Source organism: Undibacterium sp. Ji49W (assembly GCF_049340205.1).
Taxonomy (GTDB): domain Bacteria; phylum Pseudomonadota; class Gammaproteobacteria; order Burkholderiales; family Burkholderiaceae_D; genus Undibacterium.
On record NZ_JBMPOW010000021.1, the window covers coordinates 90,650 to 108,755 of the forward strand.

14 protein-coding genes are annotated in these 18,106 nt (G+C 51.4%); 6 read left to right on the forward strand and 8 right to left on the reverse strand.

The window, feature by feature from the left end; genetic code table 11:
- Nucleotides 1–19: 19 nt before the first annotated feature.
- The 6 genes from ACO0LK_RS22730 to ACO0LK_RS22755 all read right to left on the reverse strand — a co-directional run bounded on the left by ACO0LK_RS22730 (nt 20) and on the right by ACO0LK_RS22755 (nt 8,089).
- A complete protein-coding gene (locus ACO0LK_RS22730) occupies nt 20–2,050 on the reverse strand; it encodes a M13 family metallopeptidase (protein WP_422979157.1) in 2,031 nt (676 codons plus the stop codon).
- Between the two features lie 208 nt (nt 2,051–2,258).
- A complete protein-coding gene (locus tag ACO0LK_RS22735; protein WP_422979117.1) occupies nt 2,259–3,248 on the reverse strand; it encodes a peptide ABC transporter ATP-binding protein in 990 nt (329 codons plus the stop codon).
- On the reverse strand, nt 3,248–4,264 hold the full coding sequence (locus ACO0LK_RS22740) for an oligopeptide/dipeptide ABC transporter ATP-binding protein (protein ID WP_422979119.1): 1,017 nt from the start codon (nt 4,262–4,264) through the stop codon (nt 3,248–3,250). Before ACO0LK_RS22740 ends, ACO0LK_RS22735 begins: the two co-directional genes overlap by 1 nt.
- Nucleotides 4,265–4,277: 13 nt before the next feature.
- A complete protein-coding gene (locus ACO0LK_RS22745) occupies nt 4,278–5,183 on the reverse strand; it encodes an ABC transporter permease subunit (RefSeq protein WP_422979159.1) in 906 nt (301 codons plus the stop codon).
- A gap of 97 nt (nt 5,184–5,280) precedes the next feature.
- A complete protein-coding gene (locus ACO0LK_RS22750) occupies nt 5,281–6,285 on the reverse strand; it encodes an ABC transporter permease subunit (protein ID WP_422979121.1) in 1,005 nt (334 codons plus the stop codon).
- A 196-nt stretch (nt 6,286–6,481) separates the two neighbouring features.
- Nucleotides 6,482–8,089: an ABC transporter substrate-binding protein gene (locus ACO0LK_RS22755; RefSeq protein ID WP_186945190.1), complete on the reverse strand. Its 1,608-nt coding sequence runs from the start codon at nt 8,087–8,089 to the stop codon at nt 6,482–6,484.
- A 298-nt stretch (nt 8,090–8,387) separates the two neighbouring features.
- On the opposite strand from ACO0LK_RS22755, the gene ACO0LK_RS22760 reads away from it, so the two are divergent.
- Nucleotides 8,388–9,119, forward strand: a complete 732-nt coding sequence (locus ACO0LK_RS22760) for an alpha/beta family hydrolase (RefSeq protein ID WP_422979123.1) — start codon at nt 8,388–8,390, stop codon at nt 9,117–9,119.
- A gap of 31 nt (nt 9,120–9,150) precedes the next feature.
- On the opposite strand, the gene recJ is transcribed toward ACO0LK_RS22760, so the two are convergent.
- Entirely contained in the window at nt 9,151–10,839 is a 1,689-nt protein-coding gene (recJ, locus tag ACO0LK_RS22765) for a single-stranded-DNA-specific exonuclease RecJ (RefSeq protein ID WP_422979125.1), read from the reverse strand.
- A complete protein-coding gene (locus tag ACO0LK_RS22770) occupies nt 10,836–11,837 on the reverse strand; it encodes a hypothetical protein (RefSeq protein ID WP_422979127.1) in 1,002 nt (333 codons plus the stop codon). Before ACO0LK_RS22770 ends, recJ begins: the two co-directional genes overlap by 4 nt.
- 94 nt (nt 11,838–11,931) lie before the next feature.
- On the opposite strand from ACO0LK_RS22770, the gene ACO0LK_RS22775 reads away from it, so the two are divergent.
- The 5 genes from ACO0LK_RS22775 (at nt 11,932) to ACO0LK_RS22795 (ending at nt 17,966) form a co-directional block, all read left to right on the forward strand.
- The gene (locus tag ACO0LK_RS22775; RefSeq protein ID WP_422979129.1) at nt 11,932–13,188 is read left to right on the forward strand and encodes a lipoprotein-releasing ABC transporter permease subunit; all 1,257 of its coding nucleotides are present in this window, start codon (nt 11,932–11,934) and stop codon (nt 13,186–13,188) included.
- Entirely contained in the window at nt 13,181–13,882 is a 702-nt protein-coding gene (gene lolD, locus ACO0LK_RS22780) for a lipoprotein-releasing ABC transporter ATP-binding protein LolD (RefSeq protein ID WP_422979131.1), read from the forward strand. Before ACO0LK_RS22775 ends, lolD begins: the two co-directional genes overlap by 8 nt.
- A gap of 13 nt (nt 13,883–13,895) precedes the next feature.
- A complete protein-coding gene (locus ACO0LK_RS22785; RefSeq protein ID WP_422979133.1) occupies nt 13,896–15,260 on the forward strand; it encodes a hypothetical protein in 1,365 nt (454 codons plus the stop codon).
- A gap of 66 nt (nt 15,261–15,326) precedes the next feature.
- Nucleotides 15,327–15,995 carry a polysaccharide deacetylase family protein gene (locus ACO0LK_RS22790; RefSeq protein WP_422979135.1) on the forward strand — a complete coding sequence of 223 codons (669 nt, stop codon included), beginning with the start codon at nt 15,327–15,329 and terminating at the stop codon, nt 15,993–15,995.
- 84 nt (nt 15,996–16,079) lie between these two features.
- Nucleotides 16,080–17,966, forward strand: coding sequence for an MFS transporter (locus ACO0LK_RS22795; RefSeq protein ID WP_422979137.1), 1,887 nt, complete (start codon nt 16,080–16,082; stop codon nt 17,964–17,966).
- Nucleotides 17,967–18,106: the final 140 nt, after the last annotated feature.

Genomic DNA, 18,106 nt, shown 5'->3' on the forward strand with positions numbered 1-18,106 from the left:
AAATCGTGATGCTATCTGCTTACCAGATGCTGACGCGCTCGGCCGGTGTCAGGAACATCTTGTCACCTTCCTTGAGTTTATAAGCATCATAGAAGCCAGGCATATTGCGCAATGTGCCATTCGCACGGATTTCTCCTGGGGAATGTGGATCAGTCTTCAACTGCACAATCATGGATGCTTCACGCATTTTGGTGCGCCAGACCTGGGCAAAACCCATAAAGAAACGTTGATCACCAGTCAGACCACCTATAACTGGTGCCGGTTTGCCGCCGAGTGACAGTTTGTACGCCTTGTAAGCGATAGCCAGGCCGGAATTATCGGCAATGTTTTCACCCAGAGTCAGCTCGCCATTGACGTTGTAGCCGGGAATAGGGCTGAAAGCGCTGTACTGTTTGACCAGGATGGCAGTTTTTGCCGCAAATTTTTCGTGATCTTCCTTAGTCCACCAGTCACGCAGATTGCCCAGTCCGTCATATTGCGCACCCTGATCATCAAAGCCATGGCTGATTTCATGACCAATGACAGCACCAATGGCACCATAGTTGACCGCGTCATCTGCCTTGGCATTGAAGAAAGGTGGTTGCAAAATAGCTGCTGGGAACACGATTTCATTCATTTCCGGGTTGTAATACGCGTTCACGGTTTGTGGCGTCATGCCCCATTCGTCACGGTCTACCGGTTTGCCCAGTTTGTTCAGTTCAAATTGCGCGGCAAAGCTGCGGATGTTACGCAGATTGCCGACTGCGTCACCCTTGGTGACGGTCAACCCAGAGTAATCACGCCATTTGTTTGGATAGCCAATCTTCGGCATGAAAGTCGCCAGCTTTGCCTGCGCTTCTTTTTTTGTCGCAGGGCTCATCCAGTCCAGGGTATCTATGCTTTGCTTGTAAGCGACCAGCAAATTGCTGACCAATTTTTCCATCTTGGCTTTACTTGCAGCCGGGAAGTGTCTGGCAACATACATCTTGCCCAGGCTTTCACCCATGCCGGAATCGGCCAGGCGAACGCCGCGTTTCCAGCGGGCTTCCTGTTCTGGCACGCCACGCAGTGTTGTAGCGTTGAATGCAAAGTTTTCATCAGCGAAGTCTTTCGACAACTGGCCAGCAGCTGAGCGCAGGATGTGCCATTTGAAATAGGTTTTCCAGCTATCCAGCGATGTTTCTTGCAACACTTTGTTGAAGCCTGTCAGATAGCTGGGTTGGCTGACGATGATGTAATCGATCTTGCCTTTGACGCCCAGTTCGCTGAGGTAAGTGTTCCAGTCATACCCGGGTGTCAGCGTATCGAGTTTGCTTATTTCAACTTTATTGTAGGCTTTGACCGGGTCACGCAATTCAACCTTGGTCCATTGAACTTTGGCCAGTTCGGTTTCCAGTGCCAGGATGTCGGTTGCATGTTTTGCGGCTTCCTTGTCACCGGCCAGAGTCAGCATTTTTTCGATATGCTTGACATATTTGGCGCGGAAATCCTTCAGTTTGGCGTCGTCATCCTTGAGATAATAATCACGGTCAGGCAAGCCCAGGCCGGACTGACTTACATCCAATACGTATTTGGTTGAATCCTTGTTGTCCTGGTGGATCTGGAAGTCATACGGCGCACCAATGCTGGTGCGGTTCAACCAGGCCATCAGCGTTGAAATCTGTTTTTTGTCCGTCATGCCATCCACTTTGGCAAATTCGCCTTGCAGTGGTTTTAGGCCCATTGCATCGATGTGCGCAGTATCCATGAAGCTGGCGTACAGATCAGCGATTTTTTGCGCATCAGTGCCGGTTTTATTTTTTGTCTTGGAAAGGCCTTCAATAATTGCATGCAGGTGCGGAATAGTTGCTTCGCGCAAATCGATAAATGCACCGGCAGAGGCTTTGTCAGCAGGGATTTCTGTTTTTTTCAACCAGCTACCATTGACGTGACGGAAAAAATCATCCTGTGCACGCACGGAGCTGTCACTATGGCCAGCTTCTATGCCGGATAACAGGACGGTTGATGCGGATGCTGCTTTGGCTGGTTCTGCTGCAAAGGCGATATTGCTGCCGACGGTACCGGCAATCATCAGCGCGATAGCGCTAAGTACTTGAGCTTTCACTTGGGGGTCTCCTGGGAGTGAAGTGTTTTATAAAAATACGACAAACTTTTTGCGGCTGGTTTCAAGTAATTACTGCCCGCAACAGCTTGCTATAGCCGTCGTAAGACTGCGTGAGTTTAACGAAGTTCGACAGATTTAGTAAAAGTTTTGGAAATGCTTAAAACTAAAATATCATTTAGTTAATTTCCTCTGCTCTATGACAGGCCAACAGTCTTTCTGCAAAGGGGCGCAGCAGGGGAATCTCTTGCCGGCAGCGCTCATTTGCGTGTGGGCAGCGATTGTTAAAGGCACAACCCGGCGGCGGCGCCAGCGGTGAAGGCAGTTCGCCAGGCAGCATCATCTTGGCCTGGCGCTGCGCCGGGTCTATGCGCGGGGTGGAAGCCAGCAATGCTCTGGTGTAGGGATGCAGTGGTTGCTTGAAAATACTTTGTTTGTTGCCATGTTCAACCGTCTTGCCCAGATACATGACCAGCACGTCATCGGCTATATGTTCTACGACAGACAGATTATGCGAAATGAACAGGTAGGCGACGCCATTTTGCTGCTGCAAATCCATCAATAAATTCAGGACCTGCGCCTGTATCGATACGTCGAGCGCGGAGACAGGTTCATCGGCAACGATGACTTCCGGGTCAAGCATGAGGGCACGGGCAATCGCGATACGCTGCCTTTGTCCGCCCGAAAACATATGCGGATAACGGCTGTAGTGTTCTGGCCGCAAGCCTACACGGGTCATCATTGCCCGCGCTTTTTCTTCGCGTTGAACAGACGATAAACTGGTGTTGATGATCAGCGGCTCTTCCAGCATGGCCCCCACTTTTTTACGTGGATTCAGGCTGGCATACGGGTTTTGAAACACCATTTGCACTAGTGGCCGGACTTGCTTCAGTGTCGCCTTGTCGGCATGGGCAATGTTTTTCCCTGCCATCCACAGTTCCCCGCCAGATGGGGCTTCTATCATGGTGATCTGGCGTGCCAGGGTGGATTTGCCACAGCCGGATTCACCCACCACCGCCAGGGTTTTGCCCGCTGTCAGTTGAAAAGAGACGCCATCAAGGGCCTTGGCCAGCGCCTTGGGACGCAGAAAACCCTGTGACACAGGATAATGTTTGGCCAGATTTTTTGCTTCCAGTAACACCGGAGCCTGAGTAGACGTGTTTTGCATCATGCTGCCTGATGAATGTGAATGGCTTGCCAGCCGTTACCCGGAATACCTTGTGCATCAAGCGGGTAATGGCAGCGCACCTGCGCATTTGCCTCGCCTTGCAGTTGTGGCCGGGTGCTGTGGCATAGTTCCGTGACATAGCTGCAGCGTGGTGCCAGCAGGCAGCCGCTGGGTCTGTCATACAGGCCAGGCACAACGCCGGGTATGGTCTGCAAACGCGCTTTACCCAGATTGTGTTCGGGCAGGGCGGCCAGCAAGGCCTGGGTATAGGGATGTTTGGGGGTATCGAAAATGTCTGGCACCGTGCCGGTTTCCAGTACCTGGCCGGCATACATGACGACCACCCGTTTTGCAGTCTGTGCCACTACGGCCAGATCGTGGGTGATCAGCATCAATGCCATGCCGCGTTCACTTTGTAATTGCAGTAACAGCTCCAGCATTTGCGCCTGTACTGTCACATCCAGCGCTGTCGTTGGTTCATCGGCAATCAGCAGACGCGGGTTGCAGGCGATGGCGATGGCGACCATCACGCGCTGGCTCATCCCACCGGATAACTGGTGCGGATAAGCATGCATGCGACGTTCAGGGTCAGGAATATCCACTTGTTTCAGCAAGGCCAGTGCCTTGGCGCGCAAGTCTTTTTCCTTGCCGCCCTGATGCAGGCGCAGGGTTTCCATCAACTGGAATGCCACGGTATAGCAGGGGTTAAGGCTGGTCATGGGGTCCTGAAAGATCATGGCAATATCCTTACCCAGCAATTGCCGTCTTTCCTTGTCTTTCATGGCGAGCAGATTGCGGCCATCAAAATCCATTTGTTCAGCACGCACACGACCAGGGAAATCGATAAGGCCCATCAATGCCAGCGAGGTCACGCTTTTGCCTGAGCCCGATTCGCCAACGATGCCGACCACTTCGCCTTGTTCTATGCGCAGATCAAGACCGTCAACGGCTTTGAATGGCTGGCTTTCCGAGCCAAATTCAATGCGTAAATTTTTGATATCCAATAATGGTTTCATGTTGAATCTTTGTTCAGCGTTTTAACTTGGGGTCAAGCGCATCGCGCAAGCCATCACCCATGAGGTTAAAGGCCAGCACGGAAATCAGGATAGCCAGGCCAGGAAAGGTAACAACCCACCAGGCACTCTGGATAAATTCCATGGCACTGGCCAGCATGGAGCCCCATTCCGGCGTAGGTGGCTGTGCGCCCAGACCAAGAAAACCCAGCGCAGCAGCATCCAGGATGGCGGTGGAAAATCCCAGTGTCGCCTGGACGATGATGGGTGCGGCGCAATTGGGCAGCACGCAGTTGAACATCAGTCGTAAATTGCCAGCACCGGCGATGCGCGAAGCATTCACATAATCCTTGTTCAGCTCGCCACTGACGGCTGCCCTGGTCAGCCTGGCATAGGACGGCATGAGGACAATGGCAATCGCATACATGGCATTCATCAGGCCAGGGCCAAGTATGGCGACCACCGCAATCGCCAGCAACAGGCTGGGCAGCGCCTGCAAGATATCCATGAGGCGTACGATAATGGTTTCCAGCATGCGCGAAAACCTGCCAGTCCAGCTGCGTGAAAAACCGGCAATCAAACCCAGGGTCACACCAACACCCATGGATAACGTGACCGATACCAGACCAATAATCAGCGACAGCCGGGAACCATGTATCAGACGCGACAAAATATCGCGACCGACCGGGTCGGTACCCAGCAAGAATTTGCTGCTGCCAGCGGCGGTCCAGGCGGGAGGGGCCAAGGTCGCATCACGATATTGCTCAATCGGTGAATGGGGGGCTATCCATTCGGCGAACAGGGCGCATAGCGTCAGCACGCCAACCAGCACCAGGCCGATGACCGCACCACGGTTCTGCTTGAAATACTGCCAGAATTCAAGCAGCGGGTGCGGTGGTGCAAGGGGCACAGTATTTGCCATGCTATTGGCCACGCTGCTATTGCCAGTATTGCCGGGTAAGCTAGTATTGCTCATAAATCTGTGCTCAAGTCTGTAAATCAGAATGAAAAATCATGCATCAATGACGTATGCGCGGATTGATGACGCCATACAGCACATCGACAATCAGGTTGACAGCAATGACGATGGTGGCCACCAATAAAATGCCGCCTTGTACCGTTGGGTAATCCCGTCTTTGTATGGCTTCAATCAGCCATTTGCCTATGCCTGGCCAGGAAAAGATGGTTTCCGTCAGTATTGCGCCAGCCAGCAGGGTGCCGACCTGCATGCCGATGACGGTAATTACGGGTATCAGGGCGTTACGCAGCGCATGCACCCAGACCACGCGCATCCATGACATGCCTTTTGCCCTGGCCGTGCGTACATAGTCTTCACGCAACACTTCGAGCATGGCAGAACGGGTCATGCGTGCAATGACGGCCAGCGGGATGGTGCCGAGGGCAATGGCAGGTAAAATCAGATGCATGACCGCAGATTTGAATGCGCCTTCTTCGCCTGACAGCAGGCTGTCAACCAGCATCAGTCCCGTGACTGGCGGCAGGTCGAACAGGATGTCGATGCGCCCAGACACCGGCGTCCAGCCCAGCGTGACGGAAAACAGCAAAATCAGCAGCAGTGCCCACCAAAAGATAGGCATGGAATAGCCTGTGAGCGAAGCGCCCATGACAGAATAATCGAGAAAGGTATTACGCTTCAGCGCCGCCAGTATGCCAGCCGGCAAACCGAGCACAATGGCAAAAATGATGGCGCACAATGACAATTCCAGTGTGGCCGGAAACAGGGTGAAAAATTCTTTGCTGACCAGTTCCTGGGTGATGATGGAGTGCCCCAGATCACCTTGCAGGACTTTGCCGAGATAAGAGAAATATTGCTGATACAAAGGTTGGTCCAGGCCATACAGGTGCATCAGTTTTGCATAGCGTTCGGCATCCATGCCGCGTTCGCCAGTCATGGCTTCCACCACATTGCCGGGTATCAGATGTATCAGTGAAAAAACCAATAACGTGATGCCTATGAAGGTGGGTATGACTACACCCAGGCGCCGCAAAATAAAACCCAGCATCGAAAAACCTTTTTAAAACAGATCAGTGAGTTCGGTACATCAAACCATGCATGGATACCGGCTTTCAGCATAAACATAAACCAGACTTGCGCAAAATTGTCCCTGTAAGGCTGGGGCAGTTTTGCGTAAGTCCGATAAAAAATCGTGGTGCCAGTCTGCATGCACATCGCAAACTGACACCACGCCGGAGTATTTCTTATTTTGCCAGGTCTACTTTTTTGAAGTAATGATGGGCGGTGGAATCCATTTTGAAGCCAATCACGTCCTTGCGCACCGGTGTGTAACGCAAAGAATGTGCCAATAGCAGCAAAGGGGCCTCTTCATGCACAATTTCTTGTGCTTTTTCATACAGTTTGGCTCTTTCACTCTGTTTTGGTGTCAGTTTTGCCTTTTGTATCAGGTCTTCATAATCCTTGTTGCACCAACGTGGGATATTGCCGCCACCCTTGACTGCTTCACAGCCCAGAATTGGTTCAAAGAAATTGTCCGGATCGCCATTGTCGCCAGACCAGCCGAACATCATCGAATGCTGTTCACCGGTTTTGCTGCGTTTTTTGTATTCTGTCCATTCATAGGTGGTCAGCTTGGTTTTGACGCCGATCTTGGCCCAATCGGCCTGTATCAGCTCAGCCATGCGCTTGCCATCCGGATTGTAAGGACGCGACACCGGCAGATACCAGAGTTCTATCTCCACGCCATTGGGATAACCTGCCTTGGCCAGCAGCTCCTTGGCTTTGGCCGGGTCATACGGGAAGTCCTTGACCTTGTCATTGTAGGACCACATGGTAGGCGGGATAATGTTCTTGGCTGGCTGGCCAGAACCGGCATAGACCGACTTCAGGATAGATGCTTTGTCGACGGCCAGGTTCAGAGCCTGACGCACCAGTTTATTGTCGAAAGGCTTTTTCTCTACGTTAAAGCCGACATAGCCAATATTCAGGCCTTGCTGGCTCAACAACTTGATGTTCGGGTCACTCTTCATGAGTTCAACGTCGGCCGGTTTCGGCAGCGCCATCACATGGCATTCACCGGCTTTCAGCTTGGCGTAGCGCACGGACGCATCAGGCGTAATGGCATACACCAGATTATCAATTTTCGGGCGGCCGTCCCAGTAACCATCATGTGCCTTGTAGCGGATGATGGCGTCTTTTTGGTAAGACACAAACTGGAAGGCACCAGTGCCGATAATTTCCTTGTCGATCAGCTCCGGTGTACCGGCGGCTTTCATTTTTTCTGCATATTCAGCCGAATGCACGGACATGAAATCCATGGTCAGAGTCGCCAGGAAAGGCGCTTCCTGACGTTTCAGTTTGAAACGCACGGTCATGTCATCGACTTTTTCCAGTTTGTCGACGATTTTGTTGATACCCAGATCCTGAAAATACGCATAGGTCTGGCCTGGCGTATTTTTATGGAAGGGATGGTTTTCATCAGCCATGCGATAGAAGCTGAACAAAATGTCGTCCGCGTTCAGAGTACGGCTGGGCTTGAACTTGGCATTGCTGTGGAACTTCACACCCTTGCGCAGCTTGAAGGTATAGGTCATGCCGTCAGGAGAGATTTCCCATGACTCGGCCAGGGCAGGGGTGATATTGGTGGTGCCTGTTTCCATCTCCACGAGGCGGTTATACATGGGTACAGAACCGGCGTCTGCTGTTGTACCTGTGGTGAAAAACTGTGGATTGAAGCCTTCCGGACTTCCTTCAGAGCAAAAAACCAGTGTTTTTGCTGCCATTGCAGCACCTGCATACGCACCCAGAATCGCCAGTGCGCCAGCCTTCAACAACCATTTACCTTTTTTCATCCAGACTCTCCAAAGTGAACAAGTACCAGTAAAAATGACAAGTCGATTGTGCCACGACGACTTGTGCAGACTTTTCTATTGTGCAGCAATTCGATAAGTTTTGTATTACTTTGTTACATGGCTGAAGAAAATTTTGAAAATAAAACAGTCAAACAAGTGTTGTTAGTAATCGATGGATTTTGCAATCAAGAAGTTTTGCCACTGTTGCGTATTTGAATCAGTTAAGCTACGTTCCACTTTATTGATTGCAGCCAATGATGAATCCTAATAAGTCCTGATAACCCGCGTTTGACCCGACATGAATTTATCGTTAGAAACAAAATCAACTTCGATATTACATTTACGAATAAATGATGGGCATGTACTGGAGTTGCGTGCCGATTTTCCTGATGGGGCAGGGCCGTTCCCAGCCCTGATTCTGGCGCCGGGCTTGCGCTATGACATGGATCGCCCCGCCATTTCACAAACTGCCGTGCACCTGGTGACGCGGGGTATTGCCGTATATCGTTTCAACTGGATTTTTTATGCCGTGGATGCGGAGAGCGGCCATCCTTCTGCTGATCTGTCGGCAGAATTTGCCAGTATGCAGGCTGTGGTCGCCGCAGCCAGAAGCGATGTCCGCGTCAATTCGCATCAATTGTCGGTGGCTGGTAAATCATTTGGTTCCGTTGTTGCGTGGCAGGTGTTTCAGGCTGATAAAAGCTTGCAGCGTTGTATCCTGATAACACCCTTATGCAAGGCTGGTACGGCAAATCAGAATGAAGAACTGGATGCGGTCAGGCAAAATTATCCCGACGTGGAGCAAGAGTCCAGGCCAGTCACCATGATGGCTGCTGATCAAGACCCTTATTGCGAGTTACCTCTGCTGCACCGTTACGCCGCAAGATTTGCGAAGCCGGCTACTGTGATTGTCTTGCCAGGCAATCACAGCTTTGAAATACCGTCAGAGGATACTGTTTCGTCTGAACTGGCTTTTCAGCTCACCATGAGTACGCTGAGCACGCAGATGGAGAAATTTTTAGTGGATTAAAGTTAGGACTAAAAAGGGGACATTTCTCACTTCAATCGATATGTTCAACCATTAACTGCACCCTGGTAACGCCATTGTATTCATTCGCATCCAGGCGGAAAGCGACATGCACGTTTTCAGGCAGGGTATCGGTATGCCCGAACCAGATGGCATCATATCTTTGCTTGTTTTTTTCCAGTACCAGTTTCAAATGACGTTCCTTTAAAACCCGTTGCGATACGAGGCGGAAGTCATCGCAAAAAATCGGTGGTGGAAAACCCTGGCCCCATACCTGGGTGTCGAGCAGACGTATAAAATCCGTCGTGAAGTAGGCATCTTCCAGCGGGCCATCGGTTTCGACCACGCGTTCCAGTTGGTGTGCCTGCAACCAGTTTTTACCCACGGCTTCAAATGCCTGCTGGAAGGCGGGGAAATCTTCTGCGCGCAAGGTCAGGCCAGCTGCCATGGCATGCCCGCCAAATTTCTGTATCAGACTGGGTGCATGTTTCGACACCAAATCCAGCGCATCGCGCAGATGAAAACCGGGAATGGACCGGCCAGAACCTTTGATAAGGCCATCACCACCCGGCGCAAAGGTGATGGTGGGGCGATAAAATTTGTCTTTGAGACGGGAAGCGACAATACCGATGACACCCTGATGCCAGCTTTCGTCAAACACTGTAATGGTATTGCTGTCCTGCGGCTGGAAATCGTCCAGATGCAGCAGGGCGACATCCTGCATTTCGCGTTCTATGTCTTTGCGGTCGGCATTGATGGCATTCAGTTCCTGCGCAATTTGCCAGGCGCGGCCTTCGTCATCGGTTGTCAGGCACTCTATACCCAATGCCATGTCGGCCAGACGGCCAGCGGCATTAAGGCGTGGGCCAAGGGCAAAACCCAGGTCAAACGGGCTGGCATTATGTGGCTCGCGTCCGGCGACACGAAACAGGGCCGCGATGCCTGCGCACATGCGACCCGCACGCATGCGTTTCAAGCCTTGCGCGACCAGAATACGGTTATTCGCATCTAGCCTGACGACGTCAGCCACCGTACCCAGTGCAACCAGATCCAGCAAGGTATCCAGCTTGGGCTGGTTTTGCTGGTCAAACACGCCGCGCTGCCGCAGTTCTGCACGCAAAGCCAGCAGCACGTAAAACATGACGCCGACACCTGCCAGGTTTTTACTTGGAAAACCGCATTCGGGCTGATTGGGGTTCACGATGACGGCGGCATCTGGCAGGCTGTCACCCGGCAAATGATGGTCGGTGACGACGACCGCGATACCCTGCGCATTGGCAGCAGCGACACCATCCACGCTGGCAATGCCATTGTCGACGGTGACAATGATGTCCGGTGATTTTTCTTTAATGGTGAGCGCAACGATTTCCGGTGTCAGGCCATAGCCATACTCAAAGCGGTTCGGCACGATGTAGTCAACTTGCGCGCCCAGCATGCGCAAACCGCGCAGGCCCACGGCACAGGCGGTGGCACCGTCGCAGTCATAGTCAGCGACGATCACCAGTTTTTTTTCTTGCGCGATGGCGTCCGCCAAAAATGTGGCGGCATGCGCTATATGCAAGAGCCCGGCAGGTGCCAGCATGGCACTGAGCTCGGTACTCAAGTCCTTGTCGCCGGTCGCGCCGCGCGAGGCATACAAACGTGCCAGAACCGGATGCAGTCCGTTCTGGCGTAACATTTCAGATTCGCGGAAAGGGCAGGGGCGAGTGGTAATGCGTGTCATGGTTTGGCGATGGAAAACAAATGGTGTAAAGAAGGTTTGACCCAGAATTTGCGTAAGGACCAGGGTGTCAGACTAAAATTTGCCACGCTGCGGGCATCCGTAAACAGCAGGTCAAGACGGGTGATTTTCCTGGTTTTCAAGGCAGACATGACCGGAGAAAACCAGTTTTTTTCCATTTCATGTATGCGTTCCAGCCACAAACCCCAGTCGTTGTTGATGGCGGCTTCTGCCAGATCTGGCAACAGTAGCGTGTGTTTTGCCTCAGCGCCGGAATGTGCGTCCTGCCAGTTGGTAAAATTTGATGCGGTCATCACTTGTTTTGCGGTTGGGTGAATGTGGTCAGCTCCGCATGATATCCACACTGAATTGATCACTTTTTCACCCTGCATTTCGCGTGCGTCATTAATGGCGTGTCCAAACCACAGCATCTGGATTTCATTTTGCAGCTTGCGCCAGGCACGCTCATGTTCGCCCTTGGGCATCCAGATATCAATATTGTGACCGCAGGCAGCGTCCATGGTGGCCGTGCTCAGCGCTGACCAGTCATCTGCCCGCAAGAACCAGGTTTTGGCATCGCCATATAACAGCGTCATGCCGATTTCTTCGCAACAACTGCGGGCGATGTCAAACAGAATGCGTGCCTGATTGTCAGGAAGCTCCAGCCGGCGCTGATCTGTCAGCACCAGGTGATCTCTGGCAATATGGATATGTACTGGCTGCAGGGTGAACCAATAGCCGGCATCGACTGTCAGACCGCAGGCCTGCATGGTGTCCCAACTGATCGCTGGGCTATTGGCATTGTTTTCTGGCGGAAACTGATCTGCCAGCCAGTATTCATGGGCAAGCGCATGGGAAAATGCGTCTATTGTCTGTGTTTGGGGGCTACCGCCAGAGGCGATCAGGGCTGCCAGTGCAGGCGTGTGCATTTCCTTTAACAGGTCTTTTGCAAGGCCAGCAGGTGGGATGCCGAAGGGGATAATCAATTCTAAATGGCTCATATCTCTGTATTGTATGGCAAACGTGTGGCAAACTGCTGGCTGCCGTATTTAATGATCTTAATGACCTTAATGAACTCAATGAAGTGAACATGTAGTGAAAAATCTTTCTTTCGAATGGCTGGTTGGCCTGCGCTATACCCGTGCAGGGCGGCGTAGTGGCCGGAATAGTTTTATTTCTTTTATCTCACTGATCTCCATGCTGGGCATCAGTCTGGGCGTGGCTGCGATGATTATCGTGATTTCAGTCATGAACGGTTTCCAAAAAGAAGTCCGTGACCGCATGCTGTCCGTGCTGGCGCATATAGAAGTGTTTGATGCCAGCGGCGCTTTGCCGGACTGGAAATCAACCGCATTGGAAGTGCAAAAAAACAAGGCAGTCACAGGTACGGCACCGTATGTGGATGGTCAGGCCATGATCATTCGCGAAGATGTCATGCGCGGAGTCATTTTGCGCGGCGTCTTGCCAGAAGAAGAGCCCAAGGTATCTGACGTTGCCAGCAAGGTCAAATATGGCAAATGGGCGGATTTAAGGCCGGGCGAATTCAATATCGTGCTGGGTGTGGCGCTGGCGAACAGCCTGCATGTACGCATTGGTGAAAAAATTACCCTGGCGGCACCGGAAGGGCAGATGACGCCGGCAGGTATGGTGCCACGTCTGAAAGCCTTCAATGTGGTGGGTATTTTTGAGGCAGGTCACTACGAATATGATTCTGGCATGGCTTTCATGCATATTGAAGATGCGCAGAAATTTTTCCGCCTGAGTGCACCATCGGGACTACGTTTGCGCATAAAGGAGATGCTGAAAGCGCCCCAGATTGCGCTGGAATTGTCGCGCAGCCTGTCTGGTGACTTGCTGATACGCGACTGGACACAGCAAAACAAGACGTATTTTGCTGCCGTCAAAGCAGAAAAAACCATGATGTTCATTATTTTGACGCTGATTATTGCGGTTGCCGCTTTCAATCTGGTGTCGACACTGGTGATGACTGTGACTGAAAAGCAGGCAGATATTGCCATCATGCGCACTTTGGGTGCTGCGCCTTCATCCATCATGAAAATTTTTATTATCCAGGGCGCTATCGTTGGCCTGTTTGGTACCTTGCTGGGTGTAGGTGCCGGTCTGCTGGTGTCTTTCAATATTGACGTTATCGTACCTTTCATAGAGCACATTCTGGGGATACAGGTACTTTCCAAGGAGGTGTATGTGATCAGTAAGTTGCCATCCGATGTGCAATTGCTGGATGTCGTGACTATCGGTTCAGTCTCTCTGGTGTTGGCTTTGCTTGCCACGATTTATCCTAGCTGGCGTGCTTCCAGAACCAAACCTGCGGAGGCTTTGCGTTATGAGTAATACAAATGGTCAGCCGGCAGACAGCATTTTGTCGTGCAGTCAATTAAGCAAGGTGTTTGCCGAGGGGCCGGATTCGGTCAAGGTATTTAGCGACATCAATCTGAGCATATACAGAGGTGAACGGGTCGCCATCATCGGGGCATCCGGTTGCGGCAAATCTACTTTGCTGCATTTGCTGGGTGGGCTGGATACGCCTACGCAAGGCAGCGTCATACTGCAAGGACAAAATTTTGCCAGCCTGAATGAAACAACCAGGGGTAATTTGCGTAATCAGGCGCTGGGTTTCGTGTACCAGTTTCATCATCTGTTGCCTGAGTTTTCGGCACTGGATAATGTTGCCATGCCGCTGATGATCAGGCGCATGAAACGTACCGATGCACAGCAGGCAGCTCAGTTGATACTGGAAAAAGTTGGCCTCGGCCACAGGCTCAAGCATGTCCCGGGTGAATTGTCCGGTGGCGAACGGCAGCGTGTAGCGCTGGCCCGGGCACTGGTGACACAGCCTGCCTGCGTGCTGGCAGATGAACCGACTGGCAACCTTGATGGCAGCACGGCCCAGCAAGTATTTGCATTGATGCTGGAGCTGTCACGCACACTGGGTACGGCTTTTGTAATCGTCACGCATGATGCCGAACTGGCTGGCCGTTGTGATCGCGTGTTCCGCCTGTCTGGACATGGTTTGCAACTCCAATAAGGGAGGCCGGAAAATGAAAGGCAAAGCACATCGCGCACTTCATTTTTCTGGCAATCGTGGTGGCTGTCTGCTTACGGCCATGGGCTTGCTGACTGCTGTGGCACAACCAGTTTTTGCCGCCGATACAGTAGAACTGGTGCTGCAACTGGAAACGTCACTGACCAGTGATTCGAACCCATTCCGTTTTTACTCGCAGCCAGTGAATACCGGCCCTGCAAATCCGCCGGATACAGTCGCCACGCCCCCGGGCCTGAATACGCCAGAACGTGATAGCGTCAAAGGTGGTGATATACGTGCTGGTGCCATCATCCCCTTGCTTTCTGACCGTACACGGCTGACACTGACCGGTTCGCTTGGGAATCGGTACTATAAAAATTATAAAGACCTGGATCACCATGTCGCTGCTGGTGATGCCACTCTGGATTGGGCAGCAGGCCAGGTTTTTAACGGGCATGTCTCTGCTGGCAAGGAAGACAGGCTTTTTCAGTACATTAACGGTACTTTTACTGATAAAGATATATCCCATCAAAAACGTGCTGCTGCTGACCTGAACCTGAAATTGACGGATGAATGGTCTTTGAACGTTAAAGTTGACAAGTCCGGCCTGAATTACGATTTGCCCGTGAATCAGCTCTACAATTTTGATGAGCGCGGCCGGCAGTTCAGCGGTCGTTATTATTCGCCGACAGGCTCCAGTGTCGAAGTCGGTACACGGCTGTCTGACAGCAATTTCCCGGACCGTAACGCCCAGGAGATCGCCGATCTGGATCAGTCTTATAAAGAATCCGAAGTGTTTCTTGACGCTGAATGGCGTTACAGCAGCAAGTCGGTCACCAGTACACATCTGGGCATCATACGCCGTCGTTATGACAACCTGACCGACCGCGATACCAACCTCTTCAACGCACTATGGCGTGGCACTTATCATTATTCGCCCAAGTTAAGGCTGGATCTGCAACTCTGGGACCGGCCTTTCACCATTGTTGACCGGTCTGTCCTGTATGTGATTACCAAGGCCCTGCGTTTTGACGCCCAGTGGAAATACTCGGACAAGTCACAAATGAATTTCTCTACCTTGTTACAGAATAGCGATAACGTACTGGTACCGCGACTGGCCGGCCTGGGTGATGGATCGTCCCGTAAAGAGCAATTGCTGCGCATTGGTTTTGGCGGCGCGTATGAGTTTGAACGTGGCTTTCGTGTCGTGCTGGACAGCTTTTATGAAAAAGTCCGGCGCGAATCAGATGGCATCAATCTGAAACAGGCCGTCATCAAGCTGGGGCTGGAATATACTTATGAAAATTTACCAGGGAGCACTTCACGCATGGGCTTGAAACGTTATCAGCATTCTCTTAGTGCCTCTGACAGTTTGCGTTGATCTATGGGAATACGTCAGAGATTCAGCCGTTTTGCGGCACGCCATTTTGGATGCCGTTGGTTACCCTTGCAAAAAGGGCAGGGCGTGGTCAGCTTCAGCTTCGATGATGTGCCGGCCAGCGCCTGCCATATAGGTGCGGTGTTGCTGGAGTTGTATCAGGCACGCGGTACTTTTTATATCTGCGGCAGCCTGACTGACGGTGTGGAGCAAAACCAGCCCTGTCACAGCGTCGACGACCTGAAACGTCTGATCGATAACGAACATGAAGTCGGTTGCCACACGTTTTCACATACCAATTGTGCGAATGCGTCCGGCGCGGACCTGGCCAGTGACTGGGAACGCAATCAGGCTTTTTTCAAGCAGCATGGCATACACAACCAGGGATTTGCTTTCCCCTTCGGTGCTTATGATCTTGGCAGCAAACTGGCTGCTGCCAGGCGTTTTTCCTATTCGCGTATTACTGGTGGTGGCACCCAGACTGGCCGCGCTGACCTATATGCCTTGAAGGCACAATCCCTGTATTCTTCGACGACCAATGTAGAGGAATTGCATGGGTTGATCCATCATACTGCACGTAAAGGAGGGTGGTTAATCCTGTATTCTCATGAGGTCAGCGATAATCCCGGCCCTTGGGGGACCACGCCAGCCTTGCTGGAAACTGCACTGCGTCTGGCAACACAGGAGGGCTGTCATCTTTTGCCGGTAAATCGGGCAATTGATTATTTTCTTGCCTGAACAAGCTGTGTTTTCTGGTAACTGAGCTTGAGTATTTAGCAATCTTGCGGTATTAATCTTAAATTTCGGTAAGCGATATCATCCATGAGCCAACATAGCCAGTTCACCCTGCTGACCCAGCGCCGCTTTGCGCCTTTCTTCTGGACGCAATTTCTTGGGGCTTTCAATGATAATGTGTTTAAAACGGCCCTGCTCACCATCCTGACCTATGATGCGCTGACGTGGACCGATATGGATATAGGTCTGCTGAACAACCTGATTCCCGGATTGTTCATCCTGCCATTCGTGCTGTTTTCTGCCACATCGGGACAACTGGCCGACAAGTTTGAAAAAGGCAAGATGGCGCGCAATGTCAAATTGCTGGAAATTGTCATCATGCTCATCGCTGCCACTGGCTGGATGACGCACAACTTATGGCTGTTGATTGCGGCTGTGGCCGGCATGGGCATCCATTCCACTCTGTTTGGTCCGGTCAAATATGCTTATCTGCCGCAGCATCTTAAAACTGATGAGCTGGTGGGTGGCAATGGTTTGATTGAAATGGGAACTTTCGTCGGCATCTTGTTGGGTGAAATTCTGGGCGCCTTACTGGTGGTGCACAAGCCATGGGGTATAGAACTGGTTGCAGGTGGTGCAATCGTCATTGCCATCATGGGTTATCTGACCAGTTTGCGTATTCCTGATTCACCTGCGCCAGAACCTGAACTGAAAATTAACTGGAATCCGGCAACAGAAACCATCCGGAATATCAGTTTCAGCAAACAGAATCGCCCCGTGTTCTTATCCTTGCTTGGTAATTCGTGGTTCTGGTTTTATGGTGCCATCGTGTTGGCGCAATTTCCCCTGTATGCCAAAAATTATTTGCATGGTGATCATGGTGTTTTTGTGCTGTTGCTGACCATATTTTCTTTCGGTATTGGCGCTGGCTCGCTGTTATGCGAAAAGCTGTCCGGTCATAAAGTGGAAATTGGCTTGGTGCCATTTGGTGCCATAGGCTTGTCCGTATTCGGATTTGATCTGTATTTGTCGAGCATTGCGTACACCAATACAGCAACAGTGACCATGCAGACCTTTTTGCAACAGACGGGTAGCCTGCATATTTTGTTTGATATCACGATGATAGGTATTTTTGGCGGACTGTATATCGTCCCGTTGTTTGCCTTGATACAGACGCGTTGCGACCCCAAGCATTTGTCCCGCACCATTGCCGGCATGAATATCCTCAATGCCATCTTCATGGTGGTGGCATCACTTGCAGCCATGGTGATGCTGCAAAAAGGCTTCACGATTCCGCAAATCTTTATGGCGACCGCGATTTTGAATGCGATTGTCGCGGTGTATATATTCAGCCTGGTGCCAGAGTTCCTGATGCGTTTTATTGCATGGCTGTTGATACATACGATATACAAGGTCAAAGGTGTTAACACTGATCGCATTCCAGATGAAGGTGCAGGTATATTGGTATGCAATCATGTCAGTTATATGGATGCGATTGTGATCATGGCGTCCAGCCCACGTCCTGTCCGCTTTGTCATGGATCATCGTATTTTTAAAATTCCATTCTTGTCCTGGGTGTTCAGAACGGCGAAGGCTATTCCTATCGCGCCAGCCAAGGAAGATCCATGGCTGATGGAAAAAGCCTATGTGGACGTGGCCCAGGCTTTGCACGAAGGTGAGCTGGTCTGTATTTTCCCGGAAGGCAAGCTGACGGCTACAGGCGAGTTGAATGAATTTAAGGGCGGCGTCATGAAGATACTGGAACGTACGCCGGTTCCGGTCTATCCACTGGCCTTGCGCGGTTTGTGGGGCAGCTTCTTGTCGCGCGATAAAAGTAATCCGTTTGAACGTGCCTTCAGTCGCGGCCCATTTTCCAAGCTTGAACTGGTGGTAGGGGAAGCCATGCAGCCAGCCGATATCACACCACAGATATTGCAGGAAAAAGTCAGTCAGTTGCGTGGGGAGTGGAAGTAAAACAGTAAATGACTAGGGGCTGTTAACATTCAATAAAATGTGTTTACATTCGGTATTGGAAAAATAGGATACCGAAATGCAAAGCGACCGCAAGATGTTAAGAGATGATCAATGGAAGAAGATAGAAGCCTTGTTACCTG

Excerpts from the sequence above, each read along its gene's own strand:
- ACO0LK_RS22735 (WP_422979117.1), bottom strand. The coding sequence starts at position 3,248 with ATGCAAAACACGTCTACTCAGGCTCCGGTGTTACTGGAAGCAAAAAAT.
- ACO0LK_RS22770 (WP_422979127.1), bottom strand. The coding sequence starts at position 11,837 with ATGAGCCATTTAGAATTGATTATCCCCTTCGGCATCCCACCTGCTGGC.
- ACO0LK_RS22785 (WP_422979133.1), top strand. The coding sequence starts at position 13,896 with ATGAAAGGCAAAGCACATCGCGCACTTCATTTTTCTGGCAATCGTGGT.
- ACO0LK_RS22795 (WP_422979137.1), top strand. The coding sequence starts at position 16,080 with ATGAGCCAACATAGCCAGTTCACCCTGCTGACCCAGCGCCGCTTTGCG.
- ACO0LK_RS22750 (WP_422979121.1), bottom strand. The coding sequence starts at position 6,285 with ATGCTGGGTTTTATTTTGCGGCGCCTGGGTGTAGTCATACCCACCTTC.
- lolD (WP_422979131.1), top strand. The coding sequence starts at position 13,181 with ATGAGTAATACAAATGGTCAGCCGGCAGACAGCATTTTGTCGTGCAGT.
- recJ (WP_422979125.1), bottom strand. The coding sequence starts at position 10,839 with ATGACACGCATTACCACTCGCCCCTGCCCTTTCCGCGAATCTGAAATG.
- ACO0LK_RS22755 (WP_186945190.1), bottom strand. The coding sequence starts at position 8,089 with ATGAAAAAAGGTAAATGGTTGTTGAAGGCTGGCGCACTGGCGATTCTG.
- ACO0LK_RS22730 (WP_422979157.1), bottom strand. The coding sequence starts at position 2,050 with ATGATTGCCGGTACCGTCGGCAGCAATATCGCCTTTGCAGCAGAACCA.
- ACO0LK_RS22745 (WP_422979159.1), bottom strand. The coding sequence starts at position 5,183 with ATGGCAAATACTGTGCCCCTTGCACCACCGCACCCGCTGCTTGAATTC.
- ACO0LK_RS22740 (WP_422979119.1), bottom strand. The coding sequence starts at position 4,264 with ATGAAACCATTATTGGATATCAAAAATTTACGCATTGAATTTGGCTCG.
- ACO0LK_RS22760 (WP_422979123.1), top strand. The coding sequence starts at position 8,388 with ATGAATTTATCGTTAGAAACAAAATCAACTTCGATATTACATTTACGA.